Source organism: Bifidobacterium mongoliense DSM 21395, from assembly GCF_000741285.1.
In the GTDB taxonomy this organism is placed as follows: domain Bacteria; phylum Actinomycetota; class Actinomycetes; order Actinomycetales; family Bifidobacteriaceae; genus Bifidobacterium; species Bifidobacterium mongoliense.
The window spans coordinates 61,643-79,141 of sequence record NZ_JGZE01000009.1; the positions used below are offsets into that span (position 1 = coordinate 61,643).

The 17,499-nt window shown below is 64.8% G+C and carries 9 protein-coding genes, 1 tRNA gene and 2 pseudogenes; 1 reads left to right on the plus strand and 11 read right to left on the minus strand.

Translation table 11 applies throughout. From position 1 onward, the window contains the following. Nucleotides 1-3 precede the first annotated feature (3 nt). From BMON_RS03975 to BMON_RS03990, 4 genes are all read right to left on the minus strand, one after another. Entirely contained in the window at nucleotides 4-1,326 is a 1,323-nt protein-coding gene (locus BMON_RS03975) for an aminotransferase-like domain-containing protein (RefSeq protein WP_033513318.1), read from the minus strand. Nucleotides 1,327-1,455: 129 nt separating this feature from the next. Next, a complete protein-coding gene (locus tag BMON_RS10255; RefSeq protein WP_033513320.1) occupies nucleotides 1,456-5,634 on the minus strand; it encodes a murein biosynthesis integral membrane protein MurJ in 4,179 nt (1,392 codons plus the stop codon). Next, nucleotides 5,631-7,781, minus strand: coding sequence for a DUF6049 family protein (locus tag BMON_RS03985; protein WP_237745325.1), 2,151 nt, complete (start codon nucleotides 7,779-7,781; stop codon nucleotides 5,631-5,633). Before BMON_RS03985 ends, BMON_RS10255 begins: the two co-directional genes overlap by 4 nt. A gap of 80 nt (nucleotides 7,782-7,861) precedes the next feature. Then, a complete protein-coding gene (locus BMON_RS03990) occupies nucleotides 7,862-8,509 on the minus strand; it encodes an NUDIX hydrolase (RefSeq protein ID WP_033513324.1) in 648 nt (215 codons plus the stop codon). Nucleotides 8,510-8,594: 85 nt separating this feature from the next. Between BMON_RS03990 and BMON_RS03995 the strand changes: the two genes are divergently transcribed. After that, on the plus strand, nucleotides 8,595-10,016 hold the full coding sequence (locus tag BMON_RS03995; RefSeq protein WP_033513325.1) for a CCA tRNA nucleotidyltransferase: 1,422 nt from the start codon (nucleotides 8,595-8,597) through the stop codon (nucleotides 10,014-10,016). Between the two features lie 36 nt (nucleotides 10,017-10,052). Here BMON_RS03995 and BMON_RS04000 read toward each other — a convergent pair whose 3' ends face one another. The 7 genes and pseudogenes from BMON_RS04000 to BMON_RS09910 form a co-directional block, all read right to left on the minus strand. Then, entirely contained in the window at nucleotides 10,053-10,679 is a 627-nt protein-coding gene (locus BMON_RS04000) for a LytR C-terminal domain-containing protein (protein WP_033513326.1), read from the minus strand. A 66-nt stretch (nucleotides 10,680-10,745) separates the two neighbouring features. After that, a complete protein-coding gene (rsmA, locus tag BMON_RS04005; protein WP_420307543.1) occupies nucleotides 10,746-11,687 on the minus strand; it encodes a 16S rRNA (adenine(1518)-N(6)/adenine(1519)-N(6))-dimethyltransferase RsmA in 942 nt (313 codons plus the stop codon). 103 nt (nucleotides 11,688-11,790) lie between these two features. Continuing rightward, nucleotides 11,791-13,248 carry an aggregation-promoting factor C-terminal-like domain-containing protein gene (locus tag BMON_RS04010; protein ID WP_033513328.1) on the minus strand — a complete coding sequence of 486 codons (1,458 nt, stop codon included), beginning with the start codon at nucleotides 13,246-13,248 and terminating at the stop codon, nucleotides 11,791-11,793. Between the two features lie 464 nt (nucleotides 13,249-13,712). Continuing rightward, nucleotides 13,713-13,786: transfer RNA gene (locus BMON_RS04015), tRNA-Thr, on the minus strand. 212 nt (nucleotides 13,787-13,998) lie between these two features. Then, nucleotides 13,999-14,986: pseudogene (locus BMON_RS04020) on the minus strand (DsbA family protein). Nucleotides 14,987-14,994: 8 nt separating this feature from the next. Further along, the gene (locus BMON_RS04025; RefSeq protein WP_420307550.1) at nucleotides 14,995-17,214 is read right to left on the minus strand and encodes a serine/threonine-protein kinase; all 2,220 of its coding nucleotides are present in this window, start codon (nucleotides 17,212-17,214) and stop codon (nucleotides 14,995-14,997) included. 139 nt (nucleotides 17,215-17,353) lie between these two features. Beyond that, nucleotides 17,354-17,499: pseudogene (locus BMON_RS09910) on the minus strand (IS256 family transposase); the annotation flags it as partial.

The following is a 17,499-nucleotide window of genomic DNA, read 5'->3' on the forward strand; positions in this document are numbered from 1 at the left end:
TCGCTACTGCACCTGCGGGCCCGGGTGCTCCGCGTCGCGCGGATCGGCGTCGGGGACGCCGCTGGTGCCGAAGAGCTGCGTGGTTTCGAGTTCGTTGTCGATCACGGTCGAGAGCCGTCGTATGCCCTCGTGGATGCGTTCGGGGGTCGGGTAGCAGAAGGACAGCCGCATGTGATCGCGGCCTTCGCCGTTCATGTAGAAACCGGTGCCGGCCACATAGGCGACCTTCGCGGTGACCGCACGGGGCAGCATGGCCCGTGAATCAAGGCCCTGCGGGATCTTGAGCCAGATGTAGAAGCCGCCCTTGGGCTTGTTCCACGTGCAGTACGGCAGGTATTCGCGCAACGCCGCATCCATGGCGTTGCACCGGTCGCGGTACATGCCGCGGTACTGGTTGATCTGCTGGCGCCAATCGAAGTTGTCGAGGTACGTGGTGATCGTGAACTGGCTCATGTTCGGCGGGCACAGGACGGAGGCCTCGTTGGCGAGCACCAGTTTCTGCCGTATGCCGGGAGGCGCCACCATCCACGCAATGCGCATGCCGGGGGCGATGATCTTCGAGAAGCTCGAAAGGTATACGACGTTCTCGTCGTCCATCGAGCGCAACGCCGGGTAGGTCTGCCCATCGAAGCCCAGCAGTCCGTAGGGGTTGTCCTCGATGATGAGCACGTGGTACTTCTGCGCGATCTGCAGGATCTTCGGACGGCGCTCCACGCTCATGGTCACGCCCGCGGGATTGTGGAAGTTGGGCACGGTGTAGAGGAATTTGACCTTCTTGCCGAGTTTACGTTGTTCGATCACCGCCTCCTCGAAGGATTCGGGGATCAGGCCGTCCTTGTCGAGCAGCACGTTGACCACATCGACCTGGAAGGACTGGAAGACGCCGAGGGCGCCCACATAGTTCGGCGCTTCGGCGAGCACGACGTCGCCCGGGTCGCACATGATGCGTGTGATGAGGTCGAGGGCGTTCTGCGAACCATTCGTGATGACGACGTCGTCGGGCTGGACGTCCGTGATGTTCTCGAGCCGCATGATCTGCAGCACGTCCTCGCGCAGGTGCGGGTCGCCTTGGGCGAGGCCGTATTGCCAGGCGATGTCGCCCTTCTCGACCATCATCTTGTCGATGAGTTCGGCGATCTCCTTGAACGGCATGTAATCCAGGTAGGGCATGCCGCCGGCCAGGGACACGACTTCGGGGCGGGAGGCCACGGCGAACAGCGCCCTGATCTCCGAAGCTCGCATCGTCTCGGCCCTCGCGGCGTAGCTGCCGTACCACGGATCGTTCTTGATGATCTTTGGAGTCGGTGATGGTGTCGGTTCAGCCATGGTCTTCCTTCTTGAATGCGCCGTCGCGGACAACGGCGGATGGGAATACAGGACACTCTAGTAGCTCAAGGTTTCGTGTGTCGGACACCGTTTCGAAGTGGCGCGGCCGACACACGGAACCCGAAGCCATCAGAAGAACTGCACGGAATTGATGTACAGCTGGTTGTTGGGCAGGCTGTCGACGGGGACCCACAGCACGAAGTCCTGTGCCTTGATCGTCTTCGACAGCTTGACGTCCGTGGTGCCGCTGGCATCGAACCCGAACTCGGCGACCTGTTCGCCCTGGTTCGGGTCGCCGGTGGTGTTGGCGCGCAGATACCCCTTACCGCCCGAGGAGCGGATCTTGACGACGAAACGATACACGTCCTGCGGCTGGCTGAGATGCATGTGATAGCCGTAGCCACGCTGGCCGCCCGGATTGGTGAGGAAGTCCTGCTTGTCGATGTCGAACGGCGTCGTGTTGGTCGGCACCCGCGGTGCGGGCACCTTCTTGGAGTGCTTGTCCGCCGTCATGACGGTCGGCTTGCTGGGGCTGGGGGAGGCTTGCTCGTGCTTGTCGGTGGCCGATGGCGATGCCGTGGGTTTGGCCGTCTTCTTGGTGTCCGTGGTGGTGTTCTGGGTCTGGTCGCCGAAGGGCACGTTGTCGAGGTTGGCGTTCGGCCATTGGCTGGTGCCGTTCTGTCCGGCGCCGCCGCCGTGGTTCGTGAGCCCGCGCAGCGCGAGGGTCAAGGCGGCCACGAGTACGACCGCCACCACCGCGATGGCGATGATCTTGGTCATGGTCCCCCCGAACAACGGGGCGGTCGACGTGCTCTGTCCGTCGGAGCCGTGGTAGTCGCCATCCGACTCGTGGGGGCGCGGGGTGAAGCTGGGGGGCAGCGTGGCATCACGCTGGGCCTGCTCGGCCTTCAGTGCACGCAGGGATTCCTCGCCGGGACGCACCACCCTGCCGCTGCGGTCGATCACGGGGATGCGCCCGGTCGCCTCCACGGCCTCGGGTGCGGCGACGGGGGCCGCATGTGGCTGTGTGGCCGCATGCGGGGTGTTGAAATCGAAGACCGCCGGACCTGTGGCGTCGGCGCCGGCAGGTGTCGCGTTCATCGACGGGAATTCGGGGAACGGCAGATCGTCGTCGTTGCTTGGCACCGTAGGCGACATGATGACCGCCATCTCGGCCGCGGCGATGTCCCTGAACCCGAGATCGGATGAGGTGTCGTCGTCGTTCTGGCCGTTCTCGGCCTTGCGACGTTCCCACCATGACGCGATCTGGGCACGTGAGGCGCCCAGGCCCGAACGGATCCCGTTCGCCTCGGCGGTTCCGGGGGTCGCGGCGCCGGCGGCATTGGCTCCAGCCGCGTTCGCATCCGTCGTATCGCCGTCGGTCGCGGCGATGCCCGCGGCCTGCGCCGCCTCGCGTGCGGTGAGTTCGGCTTCGGTGCTCAGCAGGGTGTCGTCGAGGTCGAAGGGCGTGACTGGTGTGTTCTGCGACGCATCCGAGTTCTTCCCGACCTGTGCGAAAGCAATGGAGGGACGGCCTTGGTCGTCGAGACCCTGAATGAAGTCCCGATCGCGCAGCCGATCGAACGGCGTCCACTCGCCCAGCAGGGCCGTGAATTCCGCCAAGGTGACCATGGGGACGGCGGGCTGTCCGTCGTCCTCGAGTTCCAGCCCACGCCGGCACAGAAGTCTGAGTTCGTCGGGGGTGTCGATGGGCAGGTCCGCCATCGCGTATTCGAGGCGTTGCGTCGACGGGGTATTGGTGAGCATGGCGTACAGCACGGAGGAAAGCTGCCTGATGGCGAGTTGTTCGGTGCCGATGCCGGGTTTCGCCCCTGACCGTTCGGCCAGCAGCGGGCTGATCGGGATGTCGGCGAGTTCCACGCCATGCGCGGTCAGGCGCAGGGTGTCGGTGCTCAGCGCGGGGGTGCGCAGCCCCTTGAGCAGCAGCTGCTGCATGGTGCGCGCGGACTGACCCAGGATCGAGCGGATCGCCTCGTGCTCCAAGGGCCGGATATGGTGCTCGAGGTAGGCGCTGAGGCTGTCTCCGTGGTCGAGACCGGTGACGATGACCATCGTCCCCTCGTGGCGACGTAATTGCAGCACTTCGGTGACGTTCGTATTGCGCGACAGCACGAGCGCCGAGGCCACGTCGTTGATCTGCGGCAGGGCGTCGGCGTCGTTGACCAGGAACAGCTGGCAGTCCTGTGATAGGACCCGGTCATGGGCCCGCCACGCCTGCAGGCCGGGTTCCTCGCGTATCAGCGTCATCAACGTATACCGGTTGATGACGATCTCTCCCAGTTCTGGCTTCATAGTTCCTTCGACCCCGTGGCGCGCCCCATGAATCGGCGTATGCGATGTACCCGATATTCTATCCATGGGGATGGCCGAGGCGACGACGGCGGGGTCGGGCCGTGCTGCGGCGTCGATGACGGCCTCGGGTCGTGGCCCCGCCGGGATGGTGGGCGGCTGGGCGACCCCGGTGACGGTTGCGGTGCGATCCGGCACGGAGGTGATCGGCAGTTCGCTGACTTCGGTGCTTGCCACGGGCGAAAGCGCCGGTTGCCCGTCTTCATCGCCTTGGGGTGCCAGGGAAGCGGCGGCGCTGGGTAGGGTTTCGCCGCCCGTATGGTGCGGGGGCAGATTCGTGCGGCGGGGTCGCACGCGGTGCGTGACCTTCTGCATCAGGGCCACAAGCTCGTCGGTGCGCAACAGCCACAGCACCCCGACGTACAGGATGGTGATGGTCGCCGTCAGCACCACGCATACGGTCAGGGCGCCGAGCCACCGTCGGCTCATGGTCTGCGCCTGGTCGAGGCCGCCCACCAAGGCGTAGGCCGGAATCCGCATCCATAGGCCGCCCACCAGGGCCGCCGCTGTGGCGATGGCCGATTTGGCGTATGACATGAGTATGCGACGACCGTCCATGCGTCCGCCGAATCGGCGACGCAGCATCCACACGAGCACCGGGAAGGCGATGAGATAGGCGATGGTGATCGAGGCCCCGAGCAGATCCACCCAGTGGATGGGGGAGATGAACCGCTGGCCGATGACGAGCACGATGACCTGCAGTCCCGCCTGCAGCAGAATGAAGAGGAATGGCCGGACGCCGTCCTCGAAGGCGTAGAACGTGCGTTGGATGATGAGATAGGCGCTCGCCATGGGCAGGCTGATCGCCAGCATGACCAGCGGGCCGGCGATCAGCCGCGCCTCGTGCATGCTGATCGAGGGCAGGAGCGCCAGGGTGATCGGCGTCGGCATGACGATGAAGGCGACGGTGAAGAAGCACATGAGCAGACCGACGCTGCGCAGCGCATCGCTGAGATCGAATCGTGCGGTGTCGAGATCATGGTCGGCGATGGCGCGGGAGATCTTCGGGAAAATCGCGGTGGCCACGGAGACCGCGATGAGCGAATAAGGGAGGATGTAGAGCGTGTACGCGTTCTGGTAGGTGGCGTTGCCGGCCACACGGAACTCGCTGAGCCCGAGCAGGGCCTTGGCGACGGCGGGTGCGCTGTTGATGACGCGGGTGTTGACGATGCTCGTCAGCTGGTCGACGCCGACGATGCCCAGACTCCAGGCCGCCACCGGTCCCATGCTGCGCAGTCCGATGCCCTTGATGCCCCATACCGGGCGGTAGCGGATGCCGATGCGGCTGAGCGGCAGGAAGAGGATGAGCGCCTGGAAGGCGACGCCCAAGGTCCACGCGCCCGCCGTCAACGCCAGCCTGCTTTCCGTCCAGAACGACAGGGGCTGCTGGTCGGCCTTGCCGAATAGGACGATGAAGGCCACGAAGCCGATGCTGCTCACGATGTTGGCACCCACCGAGCTCCATGCGTACATGCCGAAACGGTTGCTGGCGGCGAGAATCTGGCCGATCACCGTGTACAGCCCGTAGAAGAGGATCTGCGGCATGCACCACAGGGTGAAGGCGTTGGTCAGGGCAGTCATGTCCGGTCCGCTGTCGGTGTACAGGCGGGTGAGCAGCGGTGAGGCCGCGGACATGAGGAGCGTCATACCCAGCAGCAGTGTGACGGCGAAGGTGATGAGCTTATTGAGTTTGCGTTCCGCCCCCTCCTGTTTGAACGTGCGCACGATCTGCGGCACGAGGACCGCGTTGAAGATGCCGCCGGAGACCAGGGTGAAGACGACTTGGGGGATCATGGCGCCGGCCTGGTAGGCGTTCGCTGCCAGACCCGTCGTGCCGACTGCGGCGGCCAGGAGGATGGTTCTGATCTGTCCGGTCAGGCGCGAGGCGGCGGTGCCGGTGGCCATGATCAGGGAATTGCGGCCAACCGATGAGCTCATTCGTCAGGATCTTTCTTACGGTGGAATTGACGCCATAGTCCCACGATGCCGAGGACGATGGCTATGGCGATGAAGATGAAGCCGCTCATGTCGCTGATCTGCAACGTGCTGATGATGGGTGTCTCCTGCGGCGACGAGAACGCCTTGCCCTGCCGGTCGAGCAGGGTCAGGTGCGCCGTGGTCCTGCCGCTGGTCGATACGCGGATGGTGAAGGTGACCTGGGCGTTGCCACGGGCCGGCACCTCGACCGTCACGAAGCGGTTCGTCACGATTTCCATGGAATCGGTCAGCGAGGAGACCTTCACCTTGACCGGATAGGGGTGCGTGTTGCTGATGGAGACCGGCATGCCCGCGGTTTCGCTGACCACCGTGATCTTCTCCACCGGGGTGATGGCGACGCCGGACAGCAGTTGGTCGGCCAGGGCATTGACCTGCCCGCTGGCCCGTTCGCGCAACGCGGTGTTCGCGCTCATAGCGTGCAGTGCGAGTTGGTCGTGGATTTCGCCGATGCGGGTGATCCAGGCGCGGCCGTCCTTGGAGCGCGCGGAGTTGGCGTCCTGCTGCGCCAGGGACTGCGCGTCGCCGGCGTCGGCCGTCTTGGGCTTCGAGGCCGTGGCCGTATCCTCCTGGAGGATATCCGACGAAAAGCGACTGATGTCGTCGCGGCTTGCCGCCAGCCCACGCAGCGTGGAGGCGATGTCACCGAGCTTCGACGACGACAGGCCGGACGAGGTGGGCGCCAGGTCCGCAGCCTCCTCGCCGGAACGATATGGCTCGGCCTGCGCCAGGTCGTCGAGACTGGATAGGGAGAGCCAGGAGGCGTGCTCCATGGCACCGAGCAAGGCGTTCTCGTCGGTCACCGAGGTGTCCACGTCGAAGCAGACCAGCAGGGTGCGCGTCGTGTAGGGCTGTTCCATCTGATAGAACGCGCTTTGCGCCATGAACCGTGACAACCGTCCCGCCGAACTCGTCTCGCCATCGGCCTGGCGGCTGGTCGCATGGCCGCGGGCGAGGGTGGTCAACTCGCGCTGGCTGGCCAGCACGGTGACGTCGCCCGAATCGGTCGGGAGTACGTACTTGCCCGTATGCACCGTGGCGTCGTCGTCATCGTTGAACCCCTGGTCGGCGATGACCGTGGGATACCCCCCGGATTTGGCGTGGTTGAGGGCCTGCACGGTCCACTGGCCGCTGCCCTGCCAGGCGTAGGCCGGTTGCGCGGCCTTCTTGTCCCCGACCGCGCGTTGGTACTGGTCCGCCGCGGTCGTCGCACTCCATGCGGCGCTCGCGACGCCCGATCGCTCATAGGCCTGGGAATCGTTCAGGGCCGCCGCGGAGGTGAGGTCGAAGAACCCCGGCTGCATGATCGCGTTGGTCGTGGTGGGCAGGGACAGTGCCTTGAGGTACGTCGGGTCGGCCACTACCTGGAGTTTCGGGTGTCGGTCGATGAGCTCTTCCTTGTCACGCGCAAGGCGTGTTCCCGAGTCGCCCAAGGTGACCACATCGTCGACGTTCGGCATCGCGTCGCGGCGCTGGCCCGTCATGAGATTCTTGGCCGCGCCCTGGTTGAGCTGCCAGCTATCGCCCGCCAAAGGCATCGCCATGGTGATGTTCAGTGCCGGCGTCTGCGCATTGGGCAGTCCCTCGCTGGAACGGGTGAGGAACGTATGGACGACGGTGGGTGCGTCCTGGCCGCGCTCGTAGCTCACGAGCAGTGGCTTGGGCCCCCAGTTGACGATCGTCTTGAGTTTGTCCTGGCTCGCCGCCACATCCATCGTGACGTTCGCCGTCGCATGCGGTGCGATGTCCGGCACGTTCGTGGTGCCGAGCTCGTCGAAGGTCGGAATCGGCGACTGGCCCTGCGACCATTCCTGGATGTCGGTGCGCGAGCTGAAGCTGAAGAGGACATTGGTATGCAGGCTCATGCGTCCGGAGGTGAGAGCTTCCGCGGTGGGATTGGTGATGGAGACTTTGATATGGTATCCGGATGTCGCGGTGACCACGGGAGTAGCTTCGTCGATCGTCATGGAGACTGCGGTGCCGTGGTCGGTGTCCCCGCCGGATGGGGTGGAGGTGGTCGCGTCCTGTTGAGCCGCATCATCGGCGTATGCAGTCGAAGCGAGGAATGGGAGTCCCAGCAGCCCGAGCATTGCCAGCACCGTCGCCGCTTTGGCCCACGGTCGTCGTCGGGCATGATCGTGGGGACGGAGGTGTCCGTGATTGTGTACCATCAAGCCTGCCTGTTCGTTTTGCGGGCGTAGAGCCAAGCGATCTTGCGTTCATTAGGATAGCTGAGCACGCTGTCGAGCTCGTTGAAACCCACCCAGATCGCATCCTCGGCTTCATGGTCGGGGTCGCCTTCGACGCTGAGTTCTCCGCTGATCATCCGCAACGCGAAATGGTGCACGAGCTTGTGCACACGCTGATTGGTGCCGGTGAACCAGTAATCGATGGTCGCGATCGAATCGATCACCTCACCGAGTATCCCGGTCTCCTCGTGGACCTCGCGCACGGCGGTCTGCTGGGGGGTCTCACCTTTTTCGATATGGCCCTTGGGCAGGCACCATTCGATGTGTCCGCTGCGTGAGTGACGCGCGATGAGCGCCACGCGGTCATGAGCGTCGAAGATGAGGCCTCCGGCGGAATATTCCCTGACCACCGGCAGATCCTGGGTGTCCAACGAGGCGAACGTCGTGGGGCCGGTGGCGGCCCTGTGCGCGGGCATGAGGGCCGGGGTAGGGGCGCCGGGTACGGGTGTATTCTGCTCGTTGGGTTGCGACTGCGAGGTATAGAGCGGCGCGTCGCCCGACGCCAAGGCACGGGCATGGTCCTGCGCTGCTCGTTCGAGCATGCGTATCAGGTCCGTCGGCGTCGTCATGCCTCCCACCTTACTCACGCCCCTGTGCAGGTAGGGTGACGGTATGCTGGTACCACGAGAACTTGGGTTCCTTGAAAGGGCAGATGTGGATTTCGAAGTATGGCCGGAGGCCATGGCGTTAGGACGTCGTTTCGCGCAGGAGGGCTATGAGCTGGCGCTCGTGGGAGGGCCGGTGCGCGACATGCTGCTGCATCGGCGCTCGCACGATCTCGATTTCTGCTCGTCGGCCAGGCCCGAGCAGTTCGAGCCCATTCTGCGGCACTGGGGACGCGACGGATTCTGGGACATGGGGCGTAAATTCGGCACGCTGGGCGCGATGCGTCGGCGCGATGACGGCACCTTGGTCAAGGTCGAGGTGACCACCTATCGCTCCGATGTCTATGATCCTTCGTCGCGCAAGCCCGAGGTCAACTACGGCCACAGTCTCGAGGGCGACCTGTCGCGCCGTGATTTCACGGTCAATTCGATGGCGTTGTGCGTGCCCGACCTGCGGTTCGTCGATCCCTTCGGCGGTGCCGCGGATCTCGCGAAAGGGGTGTTGCGCACGCCCGTCGACCCACGTCAGTCGTTCGAGGACGATCCGCTGCGTATGATGCGCGCGATTCGCTTCGTCGCCCAGCTGGGCTTCACCATCGCGCCGGACACGGCGGTGGCGATCAGCGATATGAAGGACCGGATCACCATCGTCTCGGCGGAGCGGGTGCGTGACGAGCTGACCAAGATGCTGTTGACGGACCGGCCTCGTGCGGGCATCGAAAGCCTGGTCGATTCGGGTCTGGCCGACATCGTCCTTCCGGAGATTCCGGCGTTGCGCCTCCAGATCGACGAGCATCACCGGCATAAGGACATCTTCGAGCATACGATGACGGTGCTCGAACGGGCGATAGCGTTGGAGACGGATGACGAGGGCCCCGTGCCCGGACCCGACCTCACGTTGCGGCTGGCCGCGCTGCTGCACGACATCGGCAAACCCCGCACCCGTCGATTCGAGCCCGGCGGCAAGGTCAGCTTCCATCACCACGACGCCGTGGGGGCGAAGATGACACGCAAGCGCATGCGTGCGTTGCACTTCGACCATCACCTCATCGATGACGTCAGTTTCCTCGTCGATATGCACCTGCGGTTCCATGGGTACGTCGACGAACCGTGGACGGATTCTGCCGTGCGCCGGTATGTCAAGGATTCAGGACCGCTGTATGAACGCCTCAACCGCCTGACCAGGGCGGACGCCACGACGCAGAACCGTCGCAAGGCCATGATGTTCTCCACGGCCATGGATGAGCTGGAGCAGCGGGTACGCGATCTACGCGAGAAGGAGGACCTGGCGGCGATACGCCCGGATCTGGATGGCACCGAGATCATCGCGATCCTGGGCATCGAACCGGGGCCATTGGTTGGCAAGGCCTATCGGCATATGTTGGATTACCGCCTCGACCACGGTCCTGTGGACCACGATGCCGCGGTCGGCGAGCTCAACCGGTGGTGGTCGGAGCAGACTGAAGGCTGATCGGCAGGACGCCTTGCGTCAAGGGTCTTCGGGACACTAATTGACCGGGTCGTGCGCGATCGCCTTGGGCAACGTCCCCATCTGGTCCACCGGCTTGCACGTGCTGAAGTTCGTGATCTTGGCCCCTGCTGCCGGCACGCTCTTCTGTGTGCGCAGATCGTTGAAGGTTGCTCCTACGACGACGTCGATGAGCTTGTCGCCACGGTCGTCCATGACCATCCTGGCATCGGTGAAGTTGCTGGCGACCGTATAGGCCTGCGGAATGGCGGCCTTGCCGAAGTAGATGGTCGTGCGCGTGACGTTCTGCCGGGTGAAGGTATCGATCGTCGAGATGCGGAAATTGCGGTTCTCGAGGGCGTCGCCCACCGCTTTGGCGAAGCCGCTGAACTTCGTGCCGTTGAGTACGCGCATCGTCACGTCCGCGTTGTTGGCGTACTTGGCCTCGTTGCCGTCCTGCGACTTCGGGGCGCAAGGCGCGGTAACGCCGAAGTTCGGCTGGACCGCGATCGCCTTGTGTTCGACCGAACCGATGGCACCGGTGTAGAAAAGCAGCGAAATCACCATGGCCGCTGCCATCACCGCACCGATAAAGGTGAATACGACGGTTTGCCGCGACCGTACATACTGCTTCCGAGCCTCGCGCTCATTCATTGGTTCCGTCATCGTGTCTGTCCTCGTTCGCGGCGTATCGGTAATGCATGTAACTCTAGCGTCACTGTCTGACGCCCTTTATGCCAAGGCTTGTGCTGCGGCCAGCCTGCTGAACTCCTCGATTGTGAGCGTTTCACCGCGTCTGGTCGGCTCGATGCCGGCGGCCGTGAACGCCGAGTCTGACACGAGGTGGCGCAGGGCCGCGTGCAACGTCTTGCGACGCTGCCCGAACGCGGCGTCGATCAAGGCGAAGACGCGTTCTCGTTCGGGTGCCGGGGCCGTGGTGTCTACGGTGATCGTCGGATCGGCGGCGGATTCGTGGTGGCGGTTGAACAGCACCAACGCGGAATCGACGTTCGGCGCCGGCCAGAACACGTGGCGACCGATGGTGCCGACGCGCTGCGCGGAACCGTACCAGGCGAGTTTCACGCTCGGAGCGCCGTAGATCTTACTGCCAGGTCGTGCGGCCAGGCGGTCGGCGACCTCTTTCTGAACCATGACGAGGATGCGGTCCAACGGGGCGAACCGCTCCAACAGGGTCAGCACGATGGGTGTGGCAACGTTGTACGGCAGGTTGGCCACCAGCGTGAATCGCGGTGCCGCGGCCAGTTCCGGGACATCGTCGGCCGACAGGGTCAGGGCGTCCTGGCGAATGACCGTCAGGCGATGGGTCGCCTCGGGCATGAACCGCTCGACCGTGTCCGGCAGTCGCGACGCCAAGGCGGGGTCGATTTCGACCGCATGCACATGCGCGCCCGCTTCGAGCAGCGCCAGAGTGAGTGACCCGAGCCCAGGGCCGACCTCGAGCACCGCATCATTCGGACGGATGCCCGCCTCCCGCACGATGCGACGCACAGTGCCGGGGTCGATGACGAAATTCTGGCCGAACTTCTTGGTCGGGCGTATTCCCGCCGCGGCGGCGATGGCGCGGATGTCGGCCGCACCCAGCAAGCGGTCGGCCACGGGTTCGTTGCCCGCGTCGACGGCGGACGACGTCGCGCCGGATTCCTGCTGTGACAAGGGATTCCTTTCGTTCACGATGATGTGGGCTGGAGTCGTGTGGATCGCGGTGATCTGGACGGCATGATGGAGATATGCGCCGCTCGGTGCGATGCCGAGGAACTCAGTACCAACCGATGCGCTGCCAATACGCCCAGGCGGCGGAAGGGCTGCCATATCGGCCTTTGATGTAGTTGAGGCCCCAAGCGATCTGAACGGATGCGTCGTCGCGCCAATTCGCGCCGAACAGGCTCATGTTCGATCCGGGGTTGGCCTGCGGGATGCCGTAGGCGGGGGAGGTCGGGTTCTGGGCCGACCATGACCAGCTTGATTCGTGGTTCCACAGGGTGACCAGATCGCGCCATTGCTGGCCAGTCCAACCGTATTGCGCCGCTGCCCCGGCGGCGTAGGCCTGTGCCTGGGCCGGCGTGGGATGCCACAGGCCCGTGGGCTGGGGCTGGGGTGCCGGTGTCGGTGTTGGCGTAGGCGTCGGCTTCGGTGTGCTCGCCGATCCGCTTCCTTGGCTGGATTGGTTATCCGTGGGGGTGCTTGCCGTCGGTGATGATGATGGTTCCGACGTGGGCTTCGATGACGCGCTCGCCGAAGGTCCGGCGGACGGCGTGGCCGAAGCCTTTCCGTTGTCGGCGTCGTTGTGCGACGATCCCGAGCCGGATTGGTGCTTGCCGTCGCCCGTGTCGTTGCTCGGGGATCCGTCATCGTTCGTGGCCGCTTTGGCGGGCCCCACCGCGACGACGAGATCCAACGGCGCCTTGGTCGTGGTCTTGGAGACCAGGGATTCGCTTTCCGCCTGACCGTCGACGTAGGTGACCGCATAGACCTCGCGCTGCTGGCCGGTGACGCCTTCCTGACGCACCTCGCTCTGGCCGGGTTGCAGCGAGGCATCGGTGACGGTGCGGGTGGAGAACGCGATGTCCTTGGTGCGCGTTTCCTGACCGTGGGTGACCCGCCGCACACGCAGGATCGTCGTGCCCCCGTCCTGTTCGACGTTCACGCGGTCGTCCTTGCCCAGGGTGATGCCTTTGGAGTCAAGGATCGAGGCGGCCGGCAGACGGCCATCGGGTGCGACCGAGGTCTTGCCGTCGGCGATGACGGTCACCGGGCCTTTGGCGTTGATGACGAGACCACCGGTCAGCTGGTTGTAGACATTGCCGATGTTGACCGTCACCTTCGCGGCCTGTTGGTCGTTCTCCTTGAAGAAACCGAGCAGTTGGTCGGCGCTGGTGGCGATGGTCCAGAAGGGGACCTCCTGGCCGTTGATGGTGATGGTCGTCTGGTAGGCGCTGCGCACCGTCACCACGGCATGGTCCTGCAATGCGTCGCCGGAGGTTGAGGTCACCAGATCATGGGTCTTGACGTCGACGCGCTGCTGCTGGAGCAGACGGTCGACGCTCATGGCGTAGGTGCTCACTGTTCTGGTCGATCCGTTGACCGTCAGAGCCACCGTCTTGCGCGCGGTGAAGGCGAATGCCGCGGCGCTCGCCAGCACCAGCGACACCACGCAGATCGTGACTCGTATGCGCCGCAATATCATCAGTCGTTGCGGGGTCCATCGACGTGCCATCGTATCCCCTCGTCTTCCTCGTGCTCCGTGTGGCGCGGATGCCGCTTTTCCTGCGGCGCGTCGTCTTCGTATGCCCTATGGGCTTCCATGACGCATTGTAGCGGTGTGTTCTGAGCGATGGCGGGTCGTCGCGGACTTCTGGCAGGAACCGCACAATTGCGCTCGGTTCGGCCAACCAGATAAGGCCGGTCAGCGGCCGACCGCTTACGGCGTACGAATCGCGTTCGTTCACCGCGTTCGTTCAACGGTATTGTTTACCCCACGCGACGTTGCGTGGGATCAAGAGAAGGGGACGGGAAAGAAGGGGATATTCCCGTCCCCGGGAGGTGGTGCTAGTTGGGGGGTGCGCCACCTCCATAAGCCGGAAGCCCACATGTTGGGGGAGGGCTCCCGACGTCTTACTCAGGGGTAAGTCTGTGTCCTCGTATTGGCCCGACACTATACGCATCGCCGAATACGAATCGAGCCTCCTGTCGGGATCGAACCGACGACCTGCCGCTTACAAGGCGGCCGCTCTGGCCATCTGAGCTAAGGAGGCCTGCGGTTTCCCGCTTCCTCACACCACGGGTGTGATCGGAACACCGCCGGTTTCCTCCGTCGTGCCCGCGTCCGGTAATCAGACATGGGCTCCGAGTCATCGGATCAATGAGGAACGAATGACCAGCATAGCATTTTACCGGCGACGCGCAATGTGTTCGTTCCTGGCGTTGCGTGATCCGAGTGAAGCGCTCGGAAGTCGCGGTGCGTGAATCAGGAGGCCTTGGGGGCCAGTGGCTTGCCCGCGGCACCGATCGACGGCATGGCGCCCTGCGAACCGACGGCGCTTTCCGCCAGGCCCAGGGACTGCAACACCGCGGACTTGAGCGGGATGCCCAATTGTGCGATCTGGACCATGTTGAGGGCCTTGCCGTTGATGGTCACGGTCGGGGTCGTCATGGCGCCCTTATTGCTTCCCTCGGTGTTCCACAATTCGGGCCGTTTGGGCGTGTAGTCGTTGACCGCGTCGAGCCACTTCTGGTATTGCCGGACGAAGGCCTTGTCGACGATCGCCGTTGGCACCCCCGCCTTGAGCGCCTGCGCCTTGAGCTTGGCGTCGCTGACGGGCTGGTAGTTGGTCGTGCCTTCCTTGGGCTGGAAGTCCTCGGCGTAGATCGCCTCCATGTAGGAGAGGAGATGATCGGGATTGTCGTCATGGCTGGCGATGTACGCGATGGATCCCGAGACCCGGCTTGAATACTCGTCGGTCGACAGCTGGTCCATGAACGACATCGGGTGCAGCTCGAGGTTGATCTGCCCGGCGTCGACCAAGGCCTTGAGGGTCGGGTCGACCTGACGGTTGAGGGCCGCGCAGCCTGGGCACAGGGGATCGAAGTATTCGGCGACGGTCGGTGCGTTCTCGGCCCGCTTGTTGTACCCGTGCTTCGAGATCAGGAAGCCACCGCGGTCATTGGCGCCCGGGGGGGGTGTTCGCCACCTTCTGCAAGGCGGCGTACGAGGCGCTGGCGCTCTGACTCTGACCGGAGTTGTCCGGGTGGGTGTTGCGGTAGATGACGACGCCCACCACGGCGATCAGCACGACGACCACAGCGACGACAATGGCTCCGATGATGGTCTGCTGACGGCGCTCGCGCGCCTCCTTGGCCTCCTGCGCCTGCGCCGCGGCCTCCTGTACGGCCCTGCGTTCCTTACGGAGTCGACGTTGTTCGTTTCTGTCCGAACGGTTGTTGGATTCTGCCATGCCTGTCCTTACATCGTGGTGGTTCGACGCCCGTGCGTCTGCCGATGCCCATCATACTGACCGATGAACCACACCGGCCGTTCTCCGGTCGGTGATTCACTGCGGGCGCAGAGCTTGGACCTTAAGCGAAGATCATCGTGAGGGGCGACCATTCGATGGCCTGCCCCGTGACGATGGTCACGGCCAAGGCCGCGCAGAGCAGCAGCATCGCCACCGGCCATGCCCAGCCGCGAACCTTTGAGTCCGACGGATGGGCCTTGGATTCGTCGGTCCGCCGCTCGTTGGGCGGCGTCCGCGTGGGGGGCGGTGGCCTCGTTGTCCAAGAGGGCAGCTGATCGACCTGCGCCGGCCAGTGCCCCAGCCCCTAGACGCATCGTTTCCGCATGATCGCCGAAGGCCACCATGGCCCACCCCAGGGCCATGGCCATTCCGAGTGCCAGCCCGGACAGGGATAACGGCCGCTCGATGAGTATCGGGACCGCGACCGCCCACGATCCCCATACGGGCCCCCAGAGCAGCCGCAGCAGCACCATGGGGCGTTGCAGGACGAACACCCCCACGGCCGTGCCGAGGGCCAGCAAGGCGGCGGGCACCACGGTACGCAGCACCGCGCCGGGCAGGGAGCGGACCATATGCCAGGGCAGACTCGCCACGCGTATGACGCCATCGGCGCCGTGGCGCTCGCCGTGGTGCCTGGATTCCCGGGCGAATTGGGCACGGGCGTTGCATCCTGCGGTGAGCAGCAACCAGGCGATCACGGCGACAACGATCAGCGCGACGCAGGGCAGACAGGCGGCCAACAGCGCGAGTGGGGCGGTGAGCACCCCTATCGCCAGACGCCCGCGACGCCGGTACGTGCCGATGCGTCGGTTCAGCAGGTCAAGGGGTTGCAGAGGTTCGGCGTAGGGCGTCGGGGGCTGCAGTGGGGGCTGTGATGCGGGCTGCACGGCGGGTTCGGGTGGATACACGGCCGTGGCATTCGGTGGCCTCGATGTCGGGGGCAGGATCTGGGGCACGGTGGCGTCGGCGGGCGTTACGGGCGTTACGGGCATCACCGCGGTGCCGGTGGCGCCGTCATCCGCAGGGACTTCATTCATGGGGCCGGCACCCAGGACCTGGGTTCCGTCGATCGTCGTGGTGGCGTCGTCCTGTGGCGTCGGTGCGAACGCCACGGTTTCGTCGTTGCGCCATTGCCGTCGGGGGTTGTCGTCGATCAGTTTTGTGGTGGCGTCATCGGCGGCTGACGACTTGGGTTCGGCATCGTCAAAAGGGCGCACCACCGCCGTGTCGTCGTTGCCCGAGGCCGCGTCGTCGGCGCCTCCGGTCGGGTAGGTGCCGAACGGATCGGCTCCGGCATCATGCCAGGCGTTCGGATCCAAGGCATCCGTCGTGATCGCCTGCACCAGGTCGTTCGGCGAGATGCGGCGTCGTGGATCGGGGTCGAGGGCGGCCTTGATCGCCCGCATCGTGGTGGGCGGGAGCCCCGACAGGTCCGCGTTGCCCGAGGCCTCACGCTCCAGCACCGTCATCATCGGCTTGACGCCGAATACGGGCCTGCCGGTCGCCGCAAAGCCCAGGACCGAGGCCACGGACCACCAGTCGGTCGCCTCGGTCGACTCCTCGCCCTCGATGATCTCGGGGGCGATGAAGCCGGGTGTGCCCATGACGAGGCCGGTCCGGGTGACGTGGTTCTCGCCCTCGCCCATGGCGATGCCGAAATCGACGAGTTTCGGACCGCTCGCCGCGATCATGACGTTCGTGGGTTTGATGTCGCGGTGGACGATGCCGGCGGCGTGCACCGCCTGCACGGCATCGATGAGTTTGCCGGCGAGACGTTCCAGGTCGTCGCCGACGTAGCGGCCGTTCGCCGCGACGTCCTGGCGCAGGTTGTTGCCTTCGATGAATTCGGTGATGATGAACGCCAGCGCGTCGTCGAGTTCCATGTCCACGATGCCGCAGACCCCCGGGTGATTGATCCGGCGCAGCGCCATGGCCTCTCTTCGAAGGCGCTCCCGGGCCGTGATCTCCTCACGGCTGCGACCGTCGGGCGAGCCGTCCTCGCCCAGGGAGTCGCGCAGCATCTTCATGGCATAGACCTGGCCGCCGTCGTCGCGCACCTTCCACACGGAGCCCATGGCCCCGCTGCCCAGCCGGCTCAACAACACGTATCCGCCGACGGTGTCGCCGGGTTGCAGGTCGAAGGCAGTCAGATCGCTCATGCCCCTTATCGTACTGTCGTGATCCCGTTGTGTCGTCTTCTAAGACGTCCTAATGCGTAGTGATTACGGGTTTTGCGTAGGCGGGGATGTGGTATGGGTAGTGCCCGGAATCTTGCGCAAATTGTTTCTGCCTGTCATGGCACGATGTTCAACTCGCTTCCTGTATGGTGTCGTGAAGTCGGGACATGTCCAGGTAGCGTCGGGCCGACCAGTCGTTGGCGGTGACGTATCTGATTCTGGCGCTGATGAGCATCAAGCGCTCCTGCCGTCGGGAAGCGCGCCGACCACGTGGGT

Excerpts from the sequence above, each read along its gene's own strand:
- BMON_RS03990 (WP_033513324.1), bottom strand. The coding sequence starts at position 8,509 with ATGACGACGCCGACGGACCTGATACGCATGCTCGAACGAGCAGCGCAG.
- BMON_RS03985 (WP_237745325.1), bottom strand. The coding sequence starts at position 7,781 with ATGCTCGGGCTGCTGGGACTCCCATTCCTCGCTTCGACTGCATACGCC.
- BMON_RS10255 (WP_033513320.1), bottom strand. The coding sequence starts at position 5,634 with ATGAGCTCATCGGTTGGCCGCAATTCCCTGATCATGGCCACCGGCACC.
- BMON_RS04000 (WP_033513326.1), bottom strand. The coding sequence starts at position 10,679 with ATGACGGAACCAATGAATGAGCGCGAGGCTCGGAAGCAGTATGTACGG.
- BMON_RS03975 (WP_033513318.1), bottom strand. The coding sequence starts at position 1,326 with ATGGCTGAACCGACACCATCACCGACTCCAAAGATCATCAAGAACGAT.
- BMON_RS04010 (WP_033513328.1), bottom strand. The coding sequence starts at position 13,248 with ATGGCACGTCGATGGACCCCGCAACGACTGATGATATTGCGGCGCATA.